Source organism: Serratia ureilytica (assembly GCF_013375155.1).
In the GTDB taxonomy this organism is placed as follows: domain Bacteria; phylum Pseudomonadota; class Gammaproteobacteria; order Enterobacterales; family Enterobacteriaceae; genus Serratia; species Serratia ureilytica.
The window spans coordinates 528,820-546,331 of the sequence record NZ_JABXOF010000002.1; the positions used below are offsets into that span (position 1 = coordinate 528,820).

The 17,512-nt window shown below is 59.9% G+C and carries 17 protein-coding genes; 13 read left to right on the plus strand and 4 right to left on the minus strand.

Annotation, left to right across the window (positions count from 1 at the left end; genetic code table 11):
• Positions 1-65 precede the first annotated feature (65 nt).
• Together HWW83_RS05875 and HWW83_RS05880 are read left to right on the plus strand one after the other, a co-directional pair.
• Entirely contained in the window at positions 66-1,361 is a 1,296-nt protein-coding gene (locus HWW83_RS05875) for an MFS transporter (protein WP_176589077.1), read from the plus strand.
• Between the two features lie 26 nt (positions 1,362-1,387).
• The gene (locus HWW83_RS05880) at positions 1,388-2,194 is read left to right on the plus strand and encodes a substrate-binding domain-containing protein (protein WP_033643757.1); all 807 of its coding nucleotides are present in this window, start codon (positions 1,388-1,390) and stop codon (positions 2,192-2,194) included.
• Here HWW83_RS05880 and psrA read toward each other — a convergent pair.
• The 3 genes from psrA to HWW83_RS05895 form a co-directional block, all read right to left on the minus strand.
• Positions 2,169-3,068: an L-proline-binding transcription factor PsrA gene (psrA, locus tag HWW83_RS05885; protein WP_033643758.1), complete on the minus strand. Its 900-nt coding sequence runs from the start codon at positions 3,066-3,068 to the stop codon at positions 2,169-2,171. The genes HWW83_RS05880 and psrA overlap by 26 nt on opposite strands.
• A gap of 102 nt (positions 3,069-3,170) precedes the next feature.
• Positions 3,171-3,557 (minus strand): diacylglycerol kinase, encoded by a 387-nt coding sequence (locus HWW83_RS05890; RefSeq protein ID WP_223524775.1) that lies wholly within the window; start codon positions 3,555-3,557, stop codon positions 3,171-3,173.
• A gap of 185 nt (positions 3,558-3,742) precedes the next feature.
• Entirely contained in the window at positions 3,743-4,867 is a 1,125-nt protein-coding gene (locus HWW83_RS05895; RefSeq protein ID WP_033643760.1) for a DNA-binding protein, read from the minus strand.
• Between the two features lie 739 nt (positions 4,868-5,606).
• Here HWW83_RS05895 and HWW83_RS05900 point away from each other — a divergent pair.
• The 4 genes from HWW83_RS05900 to spt are packed head-to-tail and all read left to right on the plus strand — an operon-like array spanning position 5,607 to position 9,708.
• A complete protein-coding gene (locus tag HWW83_RS05900; protein ID WP_160204420.1) occupies positions 5,607-7,346 on the plus strand; it encodes a fatty acyl-AMP ligase in 1,740 nt (579 codons plus the stop codon).
• Positions 7,343-8,257, plus strand: a complete 915-nt coding sequence (locus HWW83_RS05905) for an NAD-dependent epimerase/dehydratase family protein (protein ID WP_176589078.1) — start codon at positions 7,343-7,345, stop codon at positions 8,255-8,257. Before HWW83_RS05900 ends, HWW83_RS05905 begins: the two co-directional genes overlap by 4 nt.
• Positions 8,258-8,288: 31 nt before the next feature.
• The gene (locus tag HWW83_RS05910) at positions 8,289-8,549 is read left to right on the plus strand and encodes an acyl carrier protein (protein WP_015378483.1); all 261 of its coding nucleotides are present in this window, start codon (positions 8,289-8,291) and stop codon (positions 8,547-8,549) included.
• Positions 8,536-9,708: a serine palmitoyltransferase gene (gene spt, locus HWW83_RS05915; protein ID WP_176589079.1), complete on the plus strand. Its 1,173-nt coding sequence runs from the start codon at positions 8,536-8,538 to the stop codon at positions 9,706-9,708. The genes HWW83_RS05910 and spt overlap by 14 nt, the downstream gene beginning before the upstream one ends.
• Positions 9,709-9,778: 70 nt before the next feature.
• On the opposite strand, the gene HWW83_RS05920 is transcribed toward spt, so the two are convergent.
• Positions 9,779-10,510: a nucleoside/nucleotide kinase family protein gene (locus tag HWW83_RS05920; protein ID WP_122003995.1), complete on the minus strand. Its 732-nt coding sequence runs from the start codon at positions 10,508-10,510 to the stop codon at positions 9,779-9,781.
• 368 nt (positions 10,511-10,878) lie between these two features.
• Here HWW83_RS05920 and HWW83_RS05925 point away from each other — a divergent pair, with 368 nt between their 5' ends.
• From HWW83_RS05925 to lptG, 7 genes are all read left to right on the plus strand, one after another.
• Positions 10,879-11,604: a nucleoside/nucleotide kinase family protein gene (locus HWW83_RS05925; RefSeq protein ID WP_033643765.1), complete on the plus strand. Its 726-nt coding sequence runs from the start codon at positions 10,879-10,881 to the stop codon at positions 11,602-11,604.
• A gap of 30 nt (positions 11,605-11,634) precedes the next feature.
• Positions 11,635-12,429 carry a nucleoside/nucleotide kinase family protein gene (locus HWW83_RS05930; protein WP_101453900.1) on the plus strand — a complete coding sequence of 265 codons (795 nt, stop codon included), beginning with the start codon at positions 11,635-11,637 and terminating at the stop codon, positions 12,427-12,429.
• 72 nt (positions 12,430-12,501) lie between these two features.
• Entirely contained in the window at positions 12,502-13,839 is a 1,338-nt protein-coding gene (locus HWW83_RS05935; protein WP_004935553.1) for a lipopolysaccharide biosynthesis protein, read from the plus strand.
• Positions 13,836-14,705, plus strand: coding sequence for a hypothetical protein (locus HWW83_RS05940; protein ID WP_033643767.1), 870 nt, complete (start codon positions 13,836-13,838; stop codon positions 14,703-14,705). Before HWW83_RS05935 ends, HWW83_RS05940 begins: the two co-directional genes overlap by 4 nt.
• A gap of 20 nt (positions 14,706-14,725) precedes the next feature.
• Positions 14,726-15,292 (plus strand): YtfJ family protein, encoded by a 567-nt coding sequence (locus HWW83_RS05945; protein ID WP_047575559.1) that lies wholly within the window; start codon positions 14,726-14,728, stop codon positions 15,290-15,292.
• Between the two features lie 28 nt (positions 15,293-15,320).
• Positions 15,321-16,391 (plus strand): LPS export ABC transporter permease LptF, encoded by a 1,071-nt coding sequence (gene lptF / locus HWW83_RS05950; protein WP_176589080.1) that lies wholly within the window; start codon positions 15,321-15,323, stop codon positions 16,389-16,391.
• Positions 16,388-17,464: an LPS export ABC transporter permease LptG gene (gene lptG, locus HWW83_RS05955; protein ID WP_176589081.1), complete on the plus strand. Its 1,077-nt coding sequence runs from the start codon at positions 16,388-16,390 to the stop codon at positions 17,462-17,464. Before lptF ends, lptG begins: the two co-directional genes overlap by 4 nt.
• The last annotated feature ends 48 nt before the right edge of the window (positions 17,465-17,512 follow it).

Below are 17,512 nucleotides of genomic sequence, written 5' to 3' on the forward strand. Positions count from 1 at the left end.
TTTTCCTGAGCGAATCTTCAGCAACAGGCGCGGCGTCAGGCGCCAATAGCAAACTGGAGATAAAGATGCATTCCTCTTCCTCACCCATGACCATCCGGGCCAGAGCCGGCGCGATCCTGCGCGTCACCTCCGGCAACTTTCTGGAACAGTTCGACTTCTTTCTGTTCGGCTTTTACGCCACCTATATCGCACACACCTTTTTCCCGGCCAGCAGCGAATTTGCCTCGCTGATGATGACCTTCGCGGTATTCGGCGCCGGTTTTCTGATGCGCCCCATTGGCGCCATCGTGCTGGGCGCTTACATCGATAAAGTCGGCCGCCGCAAAGGGCTGATCGTGACCCTGTCGATTATGGCTACGGGCACCTTCCTGATCGTATTGATCCCCTCTTACCAGAGCATCGGGCTTTGGGCGCCGCTGCTGGTGCTGTGCGGACGCCTGTTGCAAGGCTTCTCGGCGGGCGCGGAGCTGGGCGGCGTGTCCGTCTATCTGGCCGAGATCGCCACGCCGGGCCGTAAGGGCTTCTACACCAGCTGGCAGTCCGGTAGCCAACAGGTGGCTATCATGGTGGCGGCGGCCATGGGCTTCGCGCTCAATGCGGCGCTGGAAGAAAGCGCCATTCGCGAATGGGGCTGGCGCCTGCCTTTCCTGTTCGGCTGCCTGATCGTTCCCTTCATCTTTCTCCTGCGCCGCAAGCTGGAAGAGACGCAGGAATTTACCGCCCGACGTCACCACCTGGCGATGCGCGACGTGTTTAAAACCCTGCTGAAAAACTGGCCGGTGGTCATCGCCGGCATGCTGATGGTCGCCATGACCACCACCGCGTTTTACCTGATCACCGTCTATGCGCCGACCTTCGGCAAAAAGGTGCTGCTGCTCAGCGCTTCCGACAGCTTGCTGGTCACCCTGCTGGTGGCGATCTCCAACTTCATCTGGCTGCCCATCGGCGGCGCGCTGTCGGACCGTTTCGGCCGCAAACCGGTGCTGGTCGCCATGACGTTGCTGACGTTGGCCACCGCCTACCCGGCGCTGAGCCTGCTCGCCGCCGCGCCCAGCTTCAGCATGATGCTGGCCGTGCTGCTGTGGCTGTCCTTCATTTACGGCCTCTACAACGGCGCCATGATCCCGGCCTTGACGGAGATCATGCCAACGGAAGTGCGGGTGGCCGGGTTCTCGCTGGCCTACAGCCTGGCGACGGCGGTGTTCGGCGGCTTTACGCCGGTAGTCTCCACCGCGTTGATCGAATACACCGGCGACAAGGCTTCACCGGGCTACTGGATGAGCTTCGCCGCGCTGTGCGCCCTGCTGGCGACGCTGTATATGTATCGCCGCATCGCCATGCCACTGCAAACCGCGCGCTAAGCCGCCATCTCAAAAGGAATGATGCCATGCAAAAACTCACTCGTTCGATCCTCGCCGCGCTGGTGTGCGCCTCCTGCAGTACGGCGGCGCTGGCCAAAGACGTGACCGTCATGATCTCCGGTGGCTTCAAAGCCGCGCTGGAGAAGCTGGCCCCGGAGTATGAAGCCCAAAGCGGCGACAAAATCATTCTGGTGTCCGGCCCCTCGATGGGCAAAACGCCGCAGGCGATCCCCGCGCGGCTGGCGCGCGGAGAGCAAGCCGATGTGCTGATCATGGTGGGCGACGCGCTCACCCAACTGGAAAAAGAGTGCTGGACCCAGCCGGGTTCGCGCGTGGAGCTGGCCGATTCGCCGATCGGCATGGTGGTCAAACAGGGCGCGCCCAAGCCGGTGATAAAAACGGATGCCGACCTGCGCAATGTCTTGCTGCAGGCGGACTCTTTCGCCTATTCCGACAGCGCCAGCGGCCGCTATGTCAGCGGCCAACTGTTCAAAAAGCTGGGCATCGAGGAACAGGTGAAAGGGAAAGCGCATAAGGTTGAGCGCATTCCGGTGGCCTCTGAAGTGGCGCAGGGGAAATACGCGCTGGGCTTCCAGCAGGTCAGCGAATTGCTGCCCGTGGCGGGCGTGACCTTTATCGGCGAGCTGCCTGAAAACGTGCAGTACATCACCCGCTTCGCGGGCGCGGTAACCGCCAAGGCGGAGCACCGCCGCGAAGGCAAAGCGCTGCTGGACTTCCTCGCCTCCTCTCAGGCGCAGCCGACCATTCGCGCGACCGGCATGCGAACCGTGCCGGCGCCGCAGCCGGTCAGGCAGAGTGATACTGTTCAGTAATCAGCTTTTCCAGCTCGGCGGCGACGAAAGACTGCATGCGGCCGCCGCGTCTGATGAGGCCTACGGTGCGTTTCACCACCGGATCGACCAGCGGCACCGACGTCAACACCGAGTGCTCTGAAGCGGGCATCGACATGGCGGGCACGGCGGCAATGCCGATGCCCGCCTCAACCATGCCCAGCATGGTCGTCACATGGCGAGTTTCACACACGCTGGGGCGTTCCGGCACGAGGTGTTCCAGGCGCTGATCGAGCAGATTGCGATTGCCGGAGGTTTTATCCAGCGACACGTAATCCTGCTGATAAAACTCCCGCCAGCTGAGGCTCTTTTTACCGGCGAGCGGATGGTCGCGCCGGCAGGCGGCCACGTAGACGTCCCCCACCAACGGCACAAACTCAAGATTAGGCTGCAGCCGCCCGGCGAAGCAGATGCCGAAATCGGCCTGGCCGCCAGTGACCGCCTCGATGACATTGCCTGCGCTGCCGTCGATCAGCTTAACGCGCACGCGCGGATAGCGAAGCCGGAAACGGCGTATCACGTCGGGCATGAAATAGTAGGCCGCCGACGGCACCGTGGCGACGGTGACCAGCCCCACCCGCTCCTGGCTGACCTTATCGATATCAGCCATCACCGCTTCGACGTTCATCAGCAGCTGCTCCGAACGTTCGGCGAAGGCCTGCCCGTACAGCGTCAAGGTCACGCGCCGGGTGGTGCGATCGAACAGTTTGATGCCCAGCGCGTTTTCCAGCTTCTCAATCCTGCGGCTCAATGCCGACTGCGACAGGCAGATGGACTCTGCGGCCAGCCGAAAATTGCCGTACTCCACCAGCGCGCGAAACGCATAAAGATCGTTGAGATCAAAATTCACGGGCATAACGGCAACCTATCCTTACCATGGCGCCAAAGGCGTAAAGCAACGATAATAGCCGCTTATTTAGCCGCAGCAACCGGTTTAACGCCGGAGCGCGCCTCGCCGTTATCCTCCCAGCAGCACCGTCCCCCAAATAATGATGGTCATTATCACCGCCACCAGCTGCGCTGCGCCGCCCAGATCTTTGGCGCGTTTGGATAACGGATGCAACGCCAGCGAAATGCGATCGACCACGGTTTCAATCGCCGTATTAAGCAGCTCAACCACCAGCAGCAGGAAACTGCAGGCGATTAATAACAGCCGCTCCATTTTTGTAATATCCAGAGTAAATGTAACAACCAGTAAAATGGCGTTAATAACCAATAATTCACGAAACGCATTTTCGGTCAGCGCGGCGTCAATAAAGCCGGCCCAGGAGTTCCTTATGCTGTAGGTTAATCGGCTTATTCCCTTTTTCTTTTCCACAGGCATGCATTCTGCTCTCTTCAGCATCACGGCGATCGCGGTTCAATAAATCACGCGCCGTGAATTTATCTCGGGTTTATTAATTAACGGCCTTAACCGTTCCACTCTGGGGACAATGCTTTCACTCACGCTCAGTCCCCCAAAACGAACGGCGCCGCACGCAATGCGCTTATTATCCTGATGGCGTTAAAAGGCGATGCGATATCAGTCGATTAAAGCGTCTTTTCGTACAAACGGTAGCGTTTATAAGGCACCGCGCCGATACGTTCTAAAATCGTCCGCATGCCGGTATTGGTTTCCAGGATCCACGACATTTCCAGCGCGTCGATATTGCGCTTGGCGAACGGCTCGCGCAGCGCCTCAATCAACAGCAATGCAATAATCGGCCCGATGCGGCTGAATTGATATTCCTGGCGAACGCCCATCAGCGGCACGCGCGCGGTGCGAACGCCGCTGACTTTCAGCCGCCACAATAACTTCGCCCAACCGAACGGCAATAACCGCCCCTGCAGATCGGCAATCGCCTCATTAATGTTCGGCAACCCGACGATAAAGGCGCAGGGCGCGCCATCCACCTCGGCGATATGGATCATATCGTCGGGCACCAGGAACTTCAGCTGATCCCCCATGGTGGCGAACTCATGCTCGGTGAACGGAACAAACCCCCAGTTATGCTGCCACCCCGAGTTGAACACCTCGCGCAGCACCTGCATCTCTTCGCGAAAGCGCTTGCGGTTGAGGCGGCGAACGGTCACCTTTTTGCGCACCTGATCCATCATCCGGGTCAGCGACGGCGAAAAATGCAGGTCGGTTCTTTTCATCCAATAAGCAAGCAAATCAATCCCTTCGCTATATCCTTGCTGCGCTATCTGGGCCGCGTAGTAAGGTTTGGCATGGGTCATCAGGGCCGACGGCGGCGTGTCGAACCCTTCGACCAGCAGGCCGCTTTCCTGATTGATATTGAGGCTGAACGGCCCGGTGATTTTCCGCGTGCCCTTGGACCGCAACCACTCCTCCGCCGCCGTGAATAACGCGCTGAACACGGCGGGATCGTCAACGGCGTCGATCATGCCGAAGTGACCGGAATCTTCTCCGTGCAGCGCCCGGTGCAGAGAATCGATTTGCGCGGTGATGCGCCCGACGACCTTCCCCTGCTTTTTCGCCACCCACGCCTGCCATTCGATATGATCGGTGCCGGGATTCTTCTTTGACAGGTGCTCTTCGCGCTCTAAATACAGCGGCTCAATCCAGTTCGGGTCATCACGAAACAGTAACGAAGGGAAAGCAATAAATTCTTTAAGTTCGCGTTTATCCAGAACTTTCTCAATACGGATCATAAATAGCCTTACGTTTTAATAAAATAATTAAATATGAGCGCGACAACGCCTTTAGCATTTTTTATGCTGTTCTCTTTTATTGGATTGTGTATCGCCTCCGGTTCAACGATAAGAAAAACCGAATATTTCCCCCTGTGAACCAGCGCATTATTTGCCTATCACGCGCACTGAGGCGGCGTGATTAAACAAAAAAAGGAAAGCCCAAAGCGGCGCTGACATGCTACGCTATGCGTGCTCTTTTATTATTTAGTGCTATTTGGGCGAAAGAAACCCGCCGCTTTAAGTGTACCGACTTTAATCAGGTGGCGCGCCGCCATTTTTACCACTTAATGCTCTTTTTAAGAATCAACTTAAATGAGGCATTCACTTTTTGATTTCTTGCGGCATACTGTTTAGGAAGTGTTTAAGTTCGAAGATAGCCATGCATGAGGTCATAACCTATGAGCAGACAGGTATTTCCTGCCCGACAGATGCAGACTAAAGAACGGCGAACCTCGGGTATTACAATCACCTCTCGTATATCTCCAGGTCGCCGCTCAAGGCTGATAATGCAGGCCGCTCACGCGCTACCGGGTTAATAACCGGCGTGCCGCTCAAGTACGGCAATATACGCAATTCGCGGAATGAAGATGGTTGAATAACAAACTTATTCAAAACCTATTCATAGTAAAACATCAATTACCTCGCCAAGAGTGATTTAACTCTTTTGGTGATTTTTAATCTATGGCTAAGTTTGTCTATGTCTGAAACAAGTTCCGTTCATTCTCTTCCCATGCGCTATGCGGACTTCCCCACTTTAGTGGACGCGTTGGATTACGCGGCGCTCGGTAATACGGGAATGAATTTTTACGATCGGCGCAATCAACTCGTGACCGTTCTCGATTATCGCACGCTGCAGCAAAAAGCGATCTCGGGCGCGCGGCGTTTATTGTCCCTGAAGCTCAAGAAAGGCGATCGCGTGGCGCTTATCGCCGAAACCAGCGCGGGGTTCGTCGAAGCCTTTTTCGCTTGCCAATATGCCGGCCTGGTGGCGGTGCCGTTGGCGATCCCGATGGGCGTGGGCCAGCGCGACTCCTACACCGCCAAACTGAAAGGGCTGATCGCCAGCTGCAACCCGGCGGCTATTATCAGCAGCGAAGAGTGGACGCCGCTCATCGCCTCCGCCACGGAAAACGCGTCAGCGATGCACATCCTCAGCGACGCGGATTTCAACGCATTGCCGGAGCCGGAGATCGCGCTGCCGGCGCCTTCGCCCGACGATATCGCCTATCTCCAATACACTTCGGGCAGCACCCGCTTCCCGCGCGGCGTGATCATCACCCAGCGGGCGGCGATGGCGAACCTGAATGCGATCAGTCGCGACGGGATCAAGCTGCGCGCGGGCGATCGCTGCGTGTCGTGGCTGCCCTTCTATCACGATATGGGCCTGGTCGGTTTCCTGCTGACGCCGGTGGCGACCCAGCTGTCCGTCGATTATCTGCGCACGCAAGATTTCGCCATGCGCCCGATGCAGTGGCTGAAACTGATCGCCAAGAATCGCGGCACGGTGTCCGTCGCCCCGCCGTTCGGCTACGATCTGTGTCTGCGCCGCAGCAACGCCAAAGAGCTGGCCGATCTGGATCTTTCCAGCTGGCGGGTCGCCGGCGTGGGCGCCGAGCCGATCCCGGCCGAGCTGCTCAGCCAGTTTGGCGAACACTTCCGCAGCATCAACTTCGACAGCAAAGCCTTCATGCCGTGCTACGGGCTGGCCGAGAACACCCTGGCGGTGAGCTTTTCCGATCCTTGCTCCGGCCCGCAAACCAACGCGGTCGACCGGGATATTTTGGAGTACGAGGGAAAAGCGGTCGCGCCGGGCAAAAAAACCCGCGCCGTCTCGACCTTCGTCAACTGCGGCCGTGCGCTGCCCGGCCACCGCATCGAGATCCGCAGCGAAACCGGGCAACCACTGCCGGAGCGCCAGGTCGGCCATATCACGATTTCCGGCCCCAGCCTGATGAACGGCTATTTTTGCGATACTGAGTCCCAGCAGCAAATTCAGGTGACCGGCTGGATGGATACCGGCGATCTGGGCTACCTGCTGGACGGCTATCTGTACGTCACCGGCCGCAAGAAGGATTTGATCATCATTCGCGGCCGCAATATCTGGCCGCAGGATATCGAGTACGTCGCGGAGTCCGAACCGGAAATCCGTTCCGGCGATGCGATCGCCTTCGTAACCGAAGAACACGACGAAGCGGCCAGGATCATTTTGCAAATCCAGTGCCGAGTCAGTTCGGAAGAACGCCGGGAACAAATCGTGCACTCGCTGAGCGCGCGCATTCAAAGCGAGTTCGGCATTGCGGTGGACATCGAGCTGCTGCCGCCGCACAGCATTCCCCGCACGTCGTCGGGCAAACCCGCCCGCGCGGAGGCCAAAAAACGCTGGCTGAGCGCTTCGCTCTACCCGCAAATGCCGCAGCTGGCCGGTTTCGCGCAATGAGCGGCACCGTCGCAGTGACGGGCGCGACCGGCTTTATCGGCCGGCATATCGTCCAGGAACTGCTGGCGCAAGGGTTCAACGTGCGCGCCCTGACGCGGCAAGCCGGAAAAGCCGCCATCGACAACCTGCAGTGGATCCCCGGCGCGCTGGAAGATCGGCCTTCGCTCACCGAACTGGTGCGCGGCGCCGAGTGCGTCGTGCACTGTGCGGGCCAGGTGCGCGGGCATGCGGAAGCGGTGTTCACCCGCTGCAACGTGACCGGCAGCCTGAACCTGATGCAGGCGGCCAGGCAAAACGGCCGCTGCAATCGTTTCTTGTTCATGTCATCGCTGGCGGCGCGCCATCCGACGCTGTCCTGGTACGCCCATTCAAAACAGGCCGCCGAGCAGCAATTGATCGCCGCCTCGGGCGAGATCGCGCTGGGGATTTTCCGCCCGACGGCGGTCTACGGGCCGGGCGATAAAGAGCTGAAACCGCTGTTCAACGGCCTGCTGCGCGGCGTGCTGCCCCGGCTGGGCGCGCCTGACGCCAGGCTCTCTTTTCTGCACGTGAGCGATTTGGCGAAGGCGGTCGGCCAATGGTTATTGGCGCAGCCCGCGCAGTCGAATATTTACGAACTGTGCGACGGCGTGGCCGAAGGCTATGACTGGCTGCGCCTGCGGGACATCGGCGCCGCCGTGCGTCACGGGCCGGTGCGGCTGGTGGGCATTCCGCTGCCGCTGCTGAAAGCCCTGGCGGATATCAGCGTGCTGTGGAACCGCCTGATAAAACAGGAGCCGATGCTGACGCGCAGCAAAATACGCGAATTAACCCATCAAGACTGGTCCGCCAACAATCAGGCGCTGTCGCAACAGATTAATTGGTTTCCACAGGTGAGTTTGGAACGCGCGCTGCGTGAAGGGCTGTTTTAATTATTCCAAGTAGAGGTGTGTCAACGTTCTTATGCTAAATCGCGATGCTGTAATGGATTATATCCTGACGTGTTTGCAAGGTATCGTCGAAGGCGGAGTGGAAATAAAACCTGATAGCGATCTCGTCAATGATCTTGGCCTGGAATCCATCAGAGTCTTGGATCTGCTGATGATGCTGGAAGATGAATTAGATATCTCCATTCCTATCAATATATTGCTTGATGTCAGAACGCCTGAGCAACTGCTTGACGCGCTGCGCCCTTATCTGGAGAAAAACCATGGGACTGTATGACAAGTTTGCGCGGCTTGCCAATGACCGTGAACAATTTCAAACGTCCGGTCTGAATCCGTTCGGCACCTGCATCGACGAAGTGTATTCCGCCACCCAGGGGCGCATCGGCGATCAAAAGATTGTCCTCGCCGGCACCAATAATTACCTTGGCCTGACGTTCGATGCGCAGGCGATCGCCGCCGGCCAGGCGGCCCTGGCCGCGCTCGGCACCGGCACCACCGGTTCGCGCATGGCGAACGGCAGTTACGGATCGCACCTGGCGCTCGAACGGGAGCTGGAGGAATTCTTCGATCGCCCGAGCGCCATCGTGTTCTCCACCGGCTATACCGCCAACCTGGGCGTCATCAGCACGCTGGCGGGGCCGGGCTCCGTGGTGTTGATCGACGCAGACAGCCACGCGAGCATTTACGACGCCTGCGCCCTCGGCGGCGCAGAGATTATTCGCTTCCGCCACAATGACGCCGCCGATCTGGAGCGCCGCATGGTGCGCCTGGGCGAGCGCGCCCGCGAGGCGATCATTATCGTGGAAGGCATCTACAGCATGCTGGGCGACGTCGCCCCGCTGGTGGAAATCGTCGACATCAAGCGGCGGCTGGGCGGGTATCTGCTGGTCGACGAAGCGCATTCCTTCGGCGTGATGGGCGAGCACGGCCGCGGCCTGGCCGAAGCGCTCGGCGTCGAGCAAGACGTGGATATTATCCTGGGCACCTTCAGCAAAAGCCTGGCTTCGATCGGCGGTTTCGCCGTCGGCGGCAAGGGGATGGACGTGCTGCGCTACAGCAGCCGGCCGTATATCTTTACCGCTTCGCCGTCGCCGTCCAGCATCGCGTCGGTGCGCACGGCGCTGCAAAAAATCGCGCGCCATCCCGAGCTGCGGGAAAAGCTGTGGAGCAATGCGCACCGTCTGTACCACGGCCTCGCCGAACTGGGGTATACCCTGGGCCCGCGCATCAGCCCGGTGGTGCCGGTGATGATCGGTTCGAAGGAAGAAGGATTGCGTTTCTGGCGAGAGCTGATCGCCCACGGCGTGTATGTGAACCTGGTGCTGCCGCCGGCCGCGCCGGCGGGCGTGACCCTGCTGCGCTGCAGCGTCAATGCCGCGCACAGCGATGAAGAAATCGACACCATCGTGCGCGCCTTTGCGGCGCTGAAAAAATAAAGCCTTTCCTTCTCGGCCGCGGCGGCGGTGCCGAAAATGGCCACGCCGCCCTGCCGAACCGATGCGCACCTCAGTGCGCAGCCGTTGATGCCCCATCAGCCGAATAGCGATACCCCTGCACCACCATAAATTCCGCGATGGCTTTTTCCGCCGCCGCAAGCACCTCCCCGATCGGCCGATCGGCATCGAGATCCACGATGTCGGCGCCTTCGAAGGTCAATAACGGCGTGACGGCGATCTTCTTCTCCAGCGCCGCTTTGCGGTGATCGGGTTTACGGGCGCAGGCCACGTCCAGACTGACATTCAGCTTGAGCACCAGATCCGGTTTTTGCTTCGCCATCCACTGGAACGCCGCCCGTTCCCGCGCCGCCAGCCAACGGACGAAACGGCTGCCTTCAACATCGACGGGAAATACCGTGCCGTCATAAGCGCCGGGGATTTGCGCCTGCGGAAAACGGTCGGTCAGCACGATGAACCCCTGCCGCCGAAACGCCAGCATGCGGCGAAACCGCAGCAGCCGCCGCCCCACGAAGGCGATGATCACCGCCGACGGCAACAGGCCGATGCGGGATTTCTTCGTTTTGACTTTTTTGGTATTGCTTTCGATAGCCTTGCCCACCGAGCGCCCGAGCAGCGGCAGTTTCGCCGCCGCGCGCCCGACGTTGCCCGCCTGTTTGCCCAGATGCACCTGCACCGCCGGGCCATAATGTTTCACATATTCGATCAGATGTTCACAAACGGTGGACTTACCCGATCCGTCGCTGCCGATAACCGCAATCAGCGGCGGAAATTTTGCATTCATAATCAGACTCTCTTTCAATACACCAGAAACGGCATGCCCTATTTGAAACGAAATATCGCTCACGGCCGCGACGGCCGCGCGAAGATAATTGCCATAGCGTCGCGCCAAACCGCACAAAAGATTAAGCGAAAATGGAAAACCTCTGCTCTTTTTTCGCCGTCAGCCAGGCCGAAAGTTAACATAAAAAGCGAAACCGGCTTACGCCCGGCCAATTAGCACAAAATAACAAGAACGAACGCCATAAATATCAATTCAAATAACCAACAGGAATACCGAACCCATTATTTTATCGCGGCAAAGCACAATAAATATCTTGAACCCAAGGCGTATTGGAATACAATAGTTTTTTTCGCATTGGATTAATTATTGTGAGTCAGCAGATAAGACCTTCATCTGATCGCTCGCCCGTGCGCGTAATAGCGATAACCGGCTGTGACGGCTCGGGAAAATCCACCCTGGCCGCCAGTCTGGTCGAGGCCTTATCGGCGCAAGAACCTGCCGAACTGCTTTATCTCGGCCAGTCTTCCGGGCGTATCGGCGAATGGATCAGTTCGCTGCCGATTATTGGCGCGCCCTTCGGGCGTTATTTGCTGAAGAAATCGCAGCGCGTGCACGATCGCCCTGCTACGCCGCCGGATAATGCCACGGCGCTGGTGATCTTTTTACTTTCCTATTGGCGCGTTTTTAAATTCCGCCGCATGCTGAAGAAAAGTCGCCGCGGCGCATTGCTGATTACCGATCGTTATCCGCAGGCCGAAGTGGCGGGATTTCGTTTCGATGGCCCGCAGCTGGCGAAAACCGCCGGCGGCAATCGCTGGATACGCTGGCTGAGAAAACGCGAACAACGTCTGTACCACTGGATGGCGTCTTATCAGCCCTTATTATTAATTCGGTTGGATATTGACGAGCAAACGGCCTATTCACGCAAACCCGATCACTCGTTGGCGGCGTTGCGTGAAAAGATCGCCGTCATCCCGCACCTGACGTTTAACGGCGCTAACATATTGGATTTGGACGGCCGCGAGCCGGCCAAGCATATTTTCGATGCCTCGCTGCGCGCCGTTAAAATATCGCTGAGGGCCGCCAATGCCTAGCCGCCAAATAACCTTTTCGTACCGAAACAGATGAAAAAAAATAAACTCACTGCCGCACAGGATACCTCTCCCGCCTGCATCACCGGGCTGATTGCCGTGGTGGGCAGCGACGGCACGGGCAAGTCCACGCTGACCGCCGATCTGGTGAAAAACCTGCAGCAGCATCGCCCCACGCAGCGCCGCTATTTAGGGCTGATCTCCGGCGAAGACGGCGACAAAATCAAGAAATTGCCGTTCATCGGCGTGTGGCTGGAGCGGCGCCTTGCGGCCAAATCCGATAAAACCCAGCGCATGAGCAACAGGCCGCCGGCACTGTGGGCGGCGCTGATCATGTACGGCTTTTCGCTGTGGCGCGCCGCCAACCTGCGCAAGGTGCGGCGGCTGGCGCAGAGCGGCGTGCTGGTGATCAGCGATCGCTACCCGCAGGCGGAAATTTCCGGTTTTTACTACGATGGGCCCGGCATCGGCGTGGAACGCGCAAAAGGCCGGCTATTGCGCCGCCTGGCGGCGCGCGAACGCCGTTTATATCAACGCATGGCCGTCTATCGGCCGGAGTTGATCATTCGCCTGGATATCGACGTCGATACGGCGTTTTCCCGCAAGCCCGATCACAGCTATGAAGAGCTGAAAGACAAGATTTCCGCCATGGTGCGCCTGCAGTACAACGGCGCGCGCATCATCGAGCTGGACGCCAGAGCCCCTTACGACGAGGTGCTGAGCAACGCGCTCAACGCCATTTCCGCCGTGGTGAACCCCGCGAAGCGCCCGCAGAGCGACATCGGGCAACCCGGCGAAAACGCCGGTAAAGAAACTCAGGTTTATTAAAAAGAGACAGGGCAAGCGCATGAGTGCGGAACACAAGATGCACAAAAATAACGATGATGGCTGGTTTAAGTTATGAAACGATGGTTTTCCGATGGCGCGTTTCGTTCCATTTTACGTAATGCCGCCTATTTAGGCTCCGGCAGCGTCGCCAGCGCACTGCTTGGCCTGCTGGCGCTCTCCTGCGCCGGTAAAGGCATGTCGCCTGAAATGTTCGGCGTGCTGGTGGTGATCCAGGCCTATACCAAAGCGGTCAGCGATTTCATCAAATTCCAAACCTGGCAGTTTGTGGTGCAATTCGGCACCCCGGCGCTGGAGCATCAAAATACCGGGCGCTTCCGCGACGTCGTCGCGTTCTCCTTCGGCCTGGATATCGCCAGCGGCGTCATCGCCGTGCTGGGCGGCATGATCATGCTGCCGTTCTTGTCACACGCCCTGGGGCTGGACAGCGAAAGCTTCTGGCTCGCCATGCTGTACTGCACCCTGATCCCGTCGATGACCTCGTCCACGCCGACCGGCGTGCTGCGCGCTTTCAACCGCTTCGATCTCATCGCCATTCAGCAGGCGATCAAGCCGTTCCTGCAGGCGGTGGGCAGCGTCATCTCCTATTATTTCGATCTGGGGTTCCCCGGCTTTATCGTCACCTGGTACGCCTCTAACCTGATCGGCGGCACGCTGTTTTGGTGGTTCACCGCGCGCGAGCTGCGCCGTCGCGATATCCACGGCGCGCTGAGGCCGCGCCTGTTCAACGTCGCGCGCCGCATCGAGGGCGCCTGGAACTTCGTCTGGACCACCAACATCGCCCACACCATCTGGGCCGCGCGCAACTCCTGCACCACCGTGCTGGTGGGCGTGGTGCTCGGGCCGGCCGCCGCCGGGCTGTTCAAGATCGCCATGACCTTCTTCGATGCGACGGGCACCCCGGCCAAGCTGCTGGAGAAAAGCTTCTATCCCGAGATCATGCGTCTGGATCCGCGCACCAAGACCCCGTGGCTGCTGGGCCTGCGCTCTTCGCTGCTGGCCGGCGGCATCGGTCTGGCCGTCGCGGTGTTGATGTTGCTGGTGGGCAAGCCGCTTATTTCCGCGGTCTTCGGGCAGCAATACCTGGAAGCCTATGACCTGATTCAAATCATGCTGGGCGCGATCATCGTCTCGATGATGGGCTTCCCGCAGGAATCCTTGCTGTTTATGGCGGGCAAGCAGCGTGCCTTCCTGATCGCGCAGGCGACGGCCTCGGCGGCCTACATTGCGCTGCTGGTGTCGATGGCGTATGCCTTCGGCGTGCAGGGCGCCGCCTTCGCTTATTTACTGGGGCAATGTTTAGACGTGCTGTTATCCCTGATACCGACGATCGGCGCCTACCGCAATCGCTTTATGTTGGGGCTGAATGTGCCCAAAGAGAGTAATCAATGACCGCTAACACGAATTGGAAGAAGTTCTCCGCCGAAACCACCCAGGCGCTGTTTGTCGCGGTGGAAGAGGATGACCTGGTCGAGGCGAATATCAGCCTGCCGCAGCAGATCGATCTGGAATGCTCCCCCGAGAGCATCCGGGACAACTACGCGCTGTGCCTGCAGTTTTGGGAAGACGGCTTTTCCCGCCGCGAGCTGCTGCAACTGGTGAACGGTTTCCTGCAAGACCCGCAGTTGGCGGCGGCTACCCGCATGCGCTACAAATATATCCGCGCCCGCTATAAGCACCTGCGCTTCGCCCAGCAGCTGTACGGCGCGCCCCACCGCGCCAACCGCCTGTTCCACACCACCACCGTGGTGCTCGGCCATTTTCAGGACGCGTTTCGCAACGGCAACCAGAAGAACCTGACGCTTTACGGCAACCTGCTGCGGCTGCTGCTCAGCAAGCCGGTATGGTCTTACGTGCGCTATGCGCTACGCCACACCCGCCTGGAAAGCGCGCAGGGCTTTATCGCCTACCGCCAGGAGCAGATGCGCCAGCTGCAGACGCTGATCGCCGGCCCGGCGCTGACCGGGCATCAGTTCCACGACGTGCGCAAAATCGTCAGTCGCCAGGTGTCGTTTTACGACACGCTGAGATCGATCGATCCGGACAACCGCGAGGCCCGGCAGATCTCGCGCTTCCTGGCGGCGATTAACGGCCTGATGGGCGACCGGCACGACGTGATGGTGGCGGACAAGCTGGCCGGCGGCGATATCTATGACCGGCCGGCGACGCTGGACATCGATATCCGCCAGCGCCTGGAGCTGCTGCTGGCGCGTTTTCCGCTGTCGTTTTCCCCGTCGGCCGTCGCGGCCGGCAGATAAGCGCGTTGCCCGTAGCCATGATGACGTTACCTCGCTTGCTGGCCCTTGCGCTGCTGCTGTCGCCGCTGGCGGCGCCGGCACATAACTTCGTGCATGGCCGGCCGGTGGCGCCGATCGCCATCGCCGATCGCGGCGAGCTGCTACTGCGTAACGGCGATTTCAGCTACCGGCCGTGGAACAGCGCAAAACTGGCGGGCAAGGTGCGGGTGATCCAGTACATCGCCGGGCGCACCTCCGCCAAAAAGAAGAACTCGCTGCTGATCAACGCCGTCAAGGACGCGAACCTGCCGGGCGATCGCTTCCAGCCGACCACCATCGTCAACACCGACGATGCGATACCGGGCTCCGGCTTCTTCGTGCGCGGCAAGATCGAGAAAAACAAGCGGCATTACCCCTGGGCGCAGTTCATCGTCGACAGCGACGGGCTGGGGCGCATGGCCTGGCGGCTGCCTGAGGAGAGCTCCACCATCGTGGTGCTGGACAAGGCCGGGCGCGTGCAGTGGGCGAAGGACGGCGCACTCACCCCGCAGGAAGTTGACCAGGTGATCGCCCTGCTGCGCGCCCTGATCGCGCGGGAGGCGCCATGAAGCGCACGCCGCCGGGAGCCGATGACGCATGCCTTTGATTGAACGCTATATCACGGTTGAGATCCGCCGCCTGGTGATGATGATCGCCGGGTTTCTGATCTTCATGTTCGCCAGCTACTCCGCCCAGCGCTACCTGACCGACGCCGCCAACGGCACGCTGGCGCTGCGGGTGGTGGCCGACGTGGTTTTCTATAAGTCGCTGATCGCGCTGGAGATGATATTGCCCGTCGCGCTGTATGTCTCGGTGGCGGTGGCGCTGAGCCAGATGTACAGCGATGCGGAGATCACCGCCATGCTGGCCGCCGGCGCCAGCCCGTTGCGGCTGTACAAGGCGGTGCTGCTGCTCGCGGTGCCGCTGGCGATCGCGGTCACGCTGCTGTCGCTGTATGGCAGGCCCTGGGCGTACGCCAATATTTATCAGCTCCAGCAACAGTCGCAGTCGGTGCTGGACGTGAGCCACCTGCAGGCCGACAAATTCAACGTCAGCGGCAACGGCCGCATGATCCTCGCCAATCACGTCGACAAAACGGCCAACCACCTGACGGACGCCCTGATTTATGTGCGCGGCGGCCATCACACCAACCTGTACCGCGCGCAGTCGGTGGAGGTGCTCGACGCCTCCCCCGCCAGCCCCGCCGTGCGGCTGAAAACCGGCACCGCCTATGTGCTGGATCGTGAGGGCGCCGACGACAACGGGCAGAATTACGACAACTTTGATATCGCGCTCAAACCGTTCGTGCCCAGCGCCGAAATCCGGCACAAGTCGGCCTCGCCGGCGGAGCTGGCGCGCTCCGCCGATCCGGGCGATGCCGCCGAACTGCAATGGCGCGAGAGCCGCGGGCTGACCACCGTGCTGATGGTGCTGCTGGCGATCCCCTTGAGCCGCATCAAGCCGCGACAGGGGCGCTACGCCGCGCTGCTGCCCCTGACGGTGCTGTTTACCGTGATTTTCTATGGCGGCAACATTTGCCGCACGCTGGTGGCCAACGGCTCTCTGCCGACGATCCCCGGCGTTTGGCTGGTGCCGATAGCGATGGCTGTCGGCATCGCCCTGCTGCTGGCGCGCGACTTATCCCTGCTGCGGAAACCCTCCCGATGACTATTTTTAGCCGCTACCTAATGCGCAACGTGTTCATCGGCTTCGCCGCCGCGGCCGGGCTGCTCATCCCGCTGTTCACCACCTTTACACTGATCAACGAGCTGGAGGACGTCACTCCGGGCGGCTACCGCTGGCAGCAGGCGCTGCTGGTGACCGTGATGACCCTGCCGCGCAGCCTGGTCGATCTGGGGCCGTTTATCGCGCTGCTCGGCGGCATCGTCGGGCTGGGGCAGCTGTCGAAAACTCTGGAACTGACGGCGATCCGCTCCGCCGGGATGTCGATATTCCGCATTGCGCTGGTGATGCTCGCCGCTGGGCTGCTGATGAACCTCTCGCTCGGCGCCCTCGATGAATGGGCGGCCTCGCCGCTGCAGCAGCGCGCGCTGCAGATGAAGAACAACGCCCTGGCGCAGTCGAACGATAACGACGTCACCGTAAACCCGCTGTGGGCGCGGCACGGCAACGAGTTTGTGACGGTCAAAACCGTCGATGAGAACGACCAGCCCCACGGCATTGAGATCTTCCGTTATCAGGCCAACCGCGCGCTGGAATCTTACCTTTACGCCGACAGCGCCAGCACCGCCGACGGCAGCTGGCTGCTGCACAACGTGATGCAGAAACGCTGGCAAGGCGGAAAGGAGACGATTGAGCGGCAAAGCAGCCTGCCGTGGCGCTCGCTGTTCGCCGTGCCGAGCCTGAAAGAGCTGACCCTGCCGGCGGGCAGCTTCTCGCTCCAACAGCTGGATCGCTATATCGATTATCTGCAGGGCTCTGGGCAACCCAGCACCGAATACCGCCTGGCGCTGTGGAAAAAACTCGGCCAGCCTCTGCTGGTGCTGGCGATGATTTTGCTGGCCATCCCGTTTACCTTCACCGCCCCACGTGCGCCCGGCATGGGCAGCCGATTAGCGCTCGGCGTCATCATTGGGCTGCTGACCTACATCGCTTATCAGATCGTCCTCAATCTGGGGTTGCTGTTCGCCCTCAACGCGCCCTTCACCGCCCTCGCCCCGCCGCTGCTGATTTTGGCGCTGGCGTTGGCGCTGGTTTATCGGTTTGATCGGCGGGGTTAAGAGTGAGAACAGTGGAATAATGGGAAGGGTTGCAGGTGATTGACTCGT

Excerpts from the sequence above, each read along its gene's own strand:
- HWW83_RS05880 (WP_033643757.1), top strand. The coding sequence starts at position 1,388 with ATGCAAAAACTCACTCGTTCGATCCTCGCCGCGCTGGTGTGCGCCTCC.
- HWW83_RS05875 (WP_176589077.1), top strand. The coding sequence starts at position 66 with ATGCATTCCTCTTCCTCACCCATGACCATCCGGGCCAGAGCCGGCGCG.
- HWW83_RS05945 (WP_047575559.1), top strand. The coding sequence starts at position 14,726 with ATGACGTTACCTCGCTTGCTGGCCCTTGCGCTGCTGCTGTCGCCGCTG.
- HWW83_RS05900 (WP_160204420.1), top strand. The coding sequence starts at position 5,607 with ATGTCTGAAACAAGTTCCGTTCATTCTCTTCCCATGCGCTATGCGGAC.
- HWW83_RS05930 (WP_101453900.1), top strand. The coding sequence starts at position 11,635 with ATGAAAAAAAATAAACTCACTGCCGCACAGGATACCTCTCCCGCCTGC.
- psrA (WP_033643758.1), bottom strand. The coding sequence starts at position 3,068 with ATGCCCGTGAATTTTGATCTCAACGATCTTTATGCGTTTCGCGCGCTG.
- HWW83_RS05910 (WP_015378483.1), top strand. The coding sequence starts at position 8,289 with ATGCTAAATCGCGATGCTGTAATGGATTATATCCTGACGTGTTTGCAA.
- HWW83_RS05890 (WP_223524775.1), bottom strand. The coding sequence starts at position 3,557 with ATGCTGAAGAGAGCAGAATGCATGCCTGTGGAAAAGAAAAAGGGAATA.
- HWW83_RS05920 (WP_122003995.1), bottom strand. The coding sequence starts at position 10,510 with ATGAATGCAAAATTTCCGCCGCTGATTGCGGTTATCGGCAGCGACGGA.
- HWW83_RS05935 (WP_004935553.1), top strand. The coding sequence starts at position 12,502 with ATGAAACGATGGTTTTCCGATGGCGCGTTTCGTTCCATTTTACGTAAT.
- spt (WP_176589079.1), top strand. The coding sequence starts at position 8,536 with ATGGGACTGTATGACAAGTTTGCGCGGCTTGCCAATGACCGTGAACAA.
- HWW83_RS05940 (WP_033643767.1), top strand. The coding sequence starts at position 13,836 with ATGACCGCTAACACGAATTGGAAGAAGTTCTCCGCCGAAACCACCCAG.
- HWW83_RS05905 (WP_176589078.1), top strand. The coding sequence starts at position 7,343 with ATGAGCGGCACCGTCGCAGTGACGGGCGCGACCGGCTTTATCGGCCGG.
- lptG (WP_176589081.1), top strand. The coding sequence starts at position 16,388 with ATGACTATTTTTAGCCGCTACCTAATGCGCAACGTGTTCATCGGCTTC.
- lptF (WP_176589080.1), top strand. The coding sequence starts at position 15,321 with ATGCCTTTGATTGAACGCTATATCACGGTTGAGATCCGCCGCCTGGTG.
- HWW83_RS05895 (WP_033643760.1), bottom strand. The coding sequence starts at position 4,867 with ATGATCCGTATTGAGAAAGTTCTGGATAAACGCGAACTTAAAGAATTT.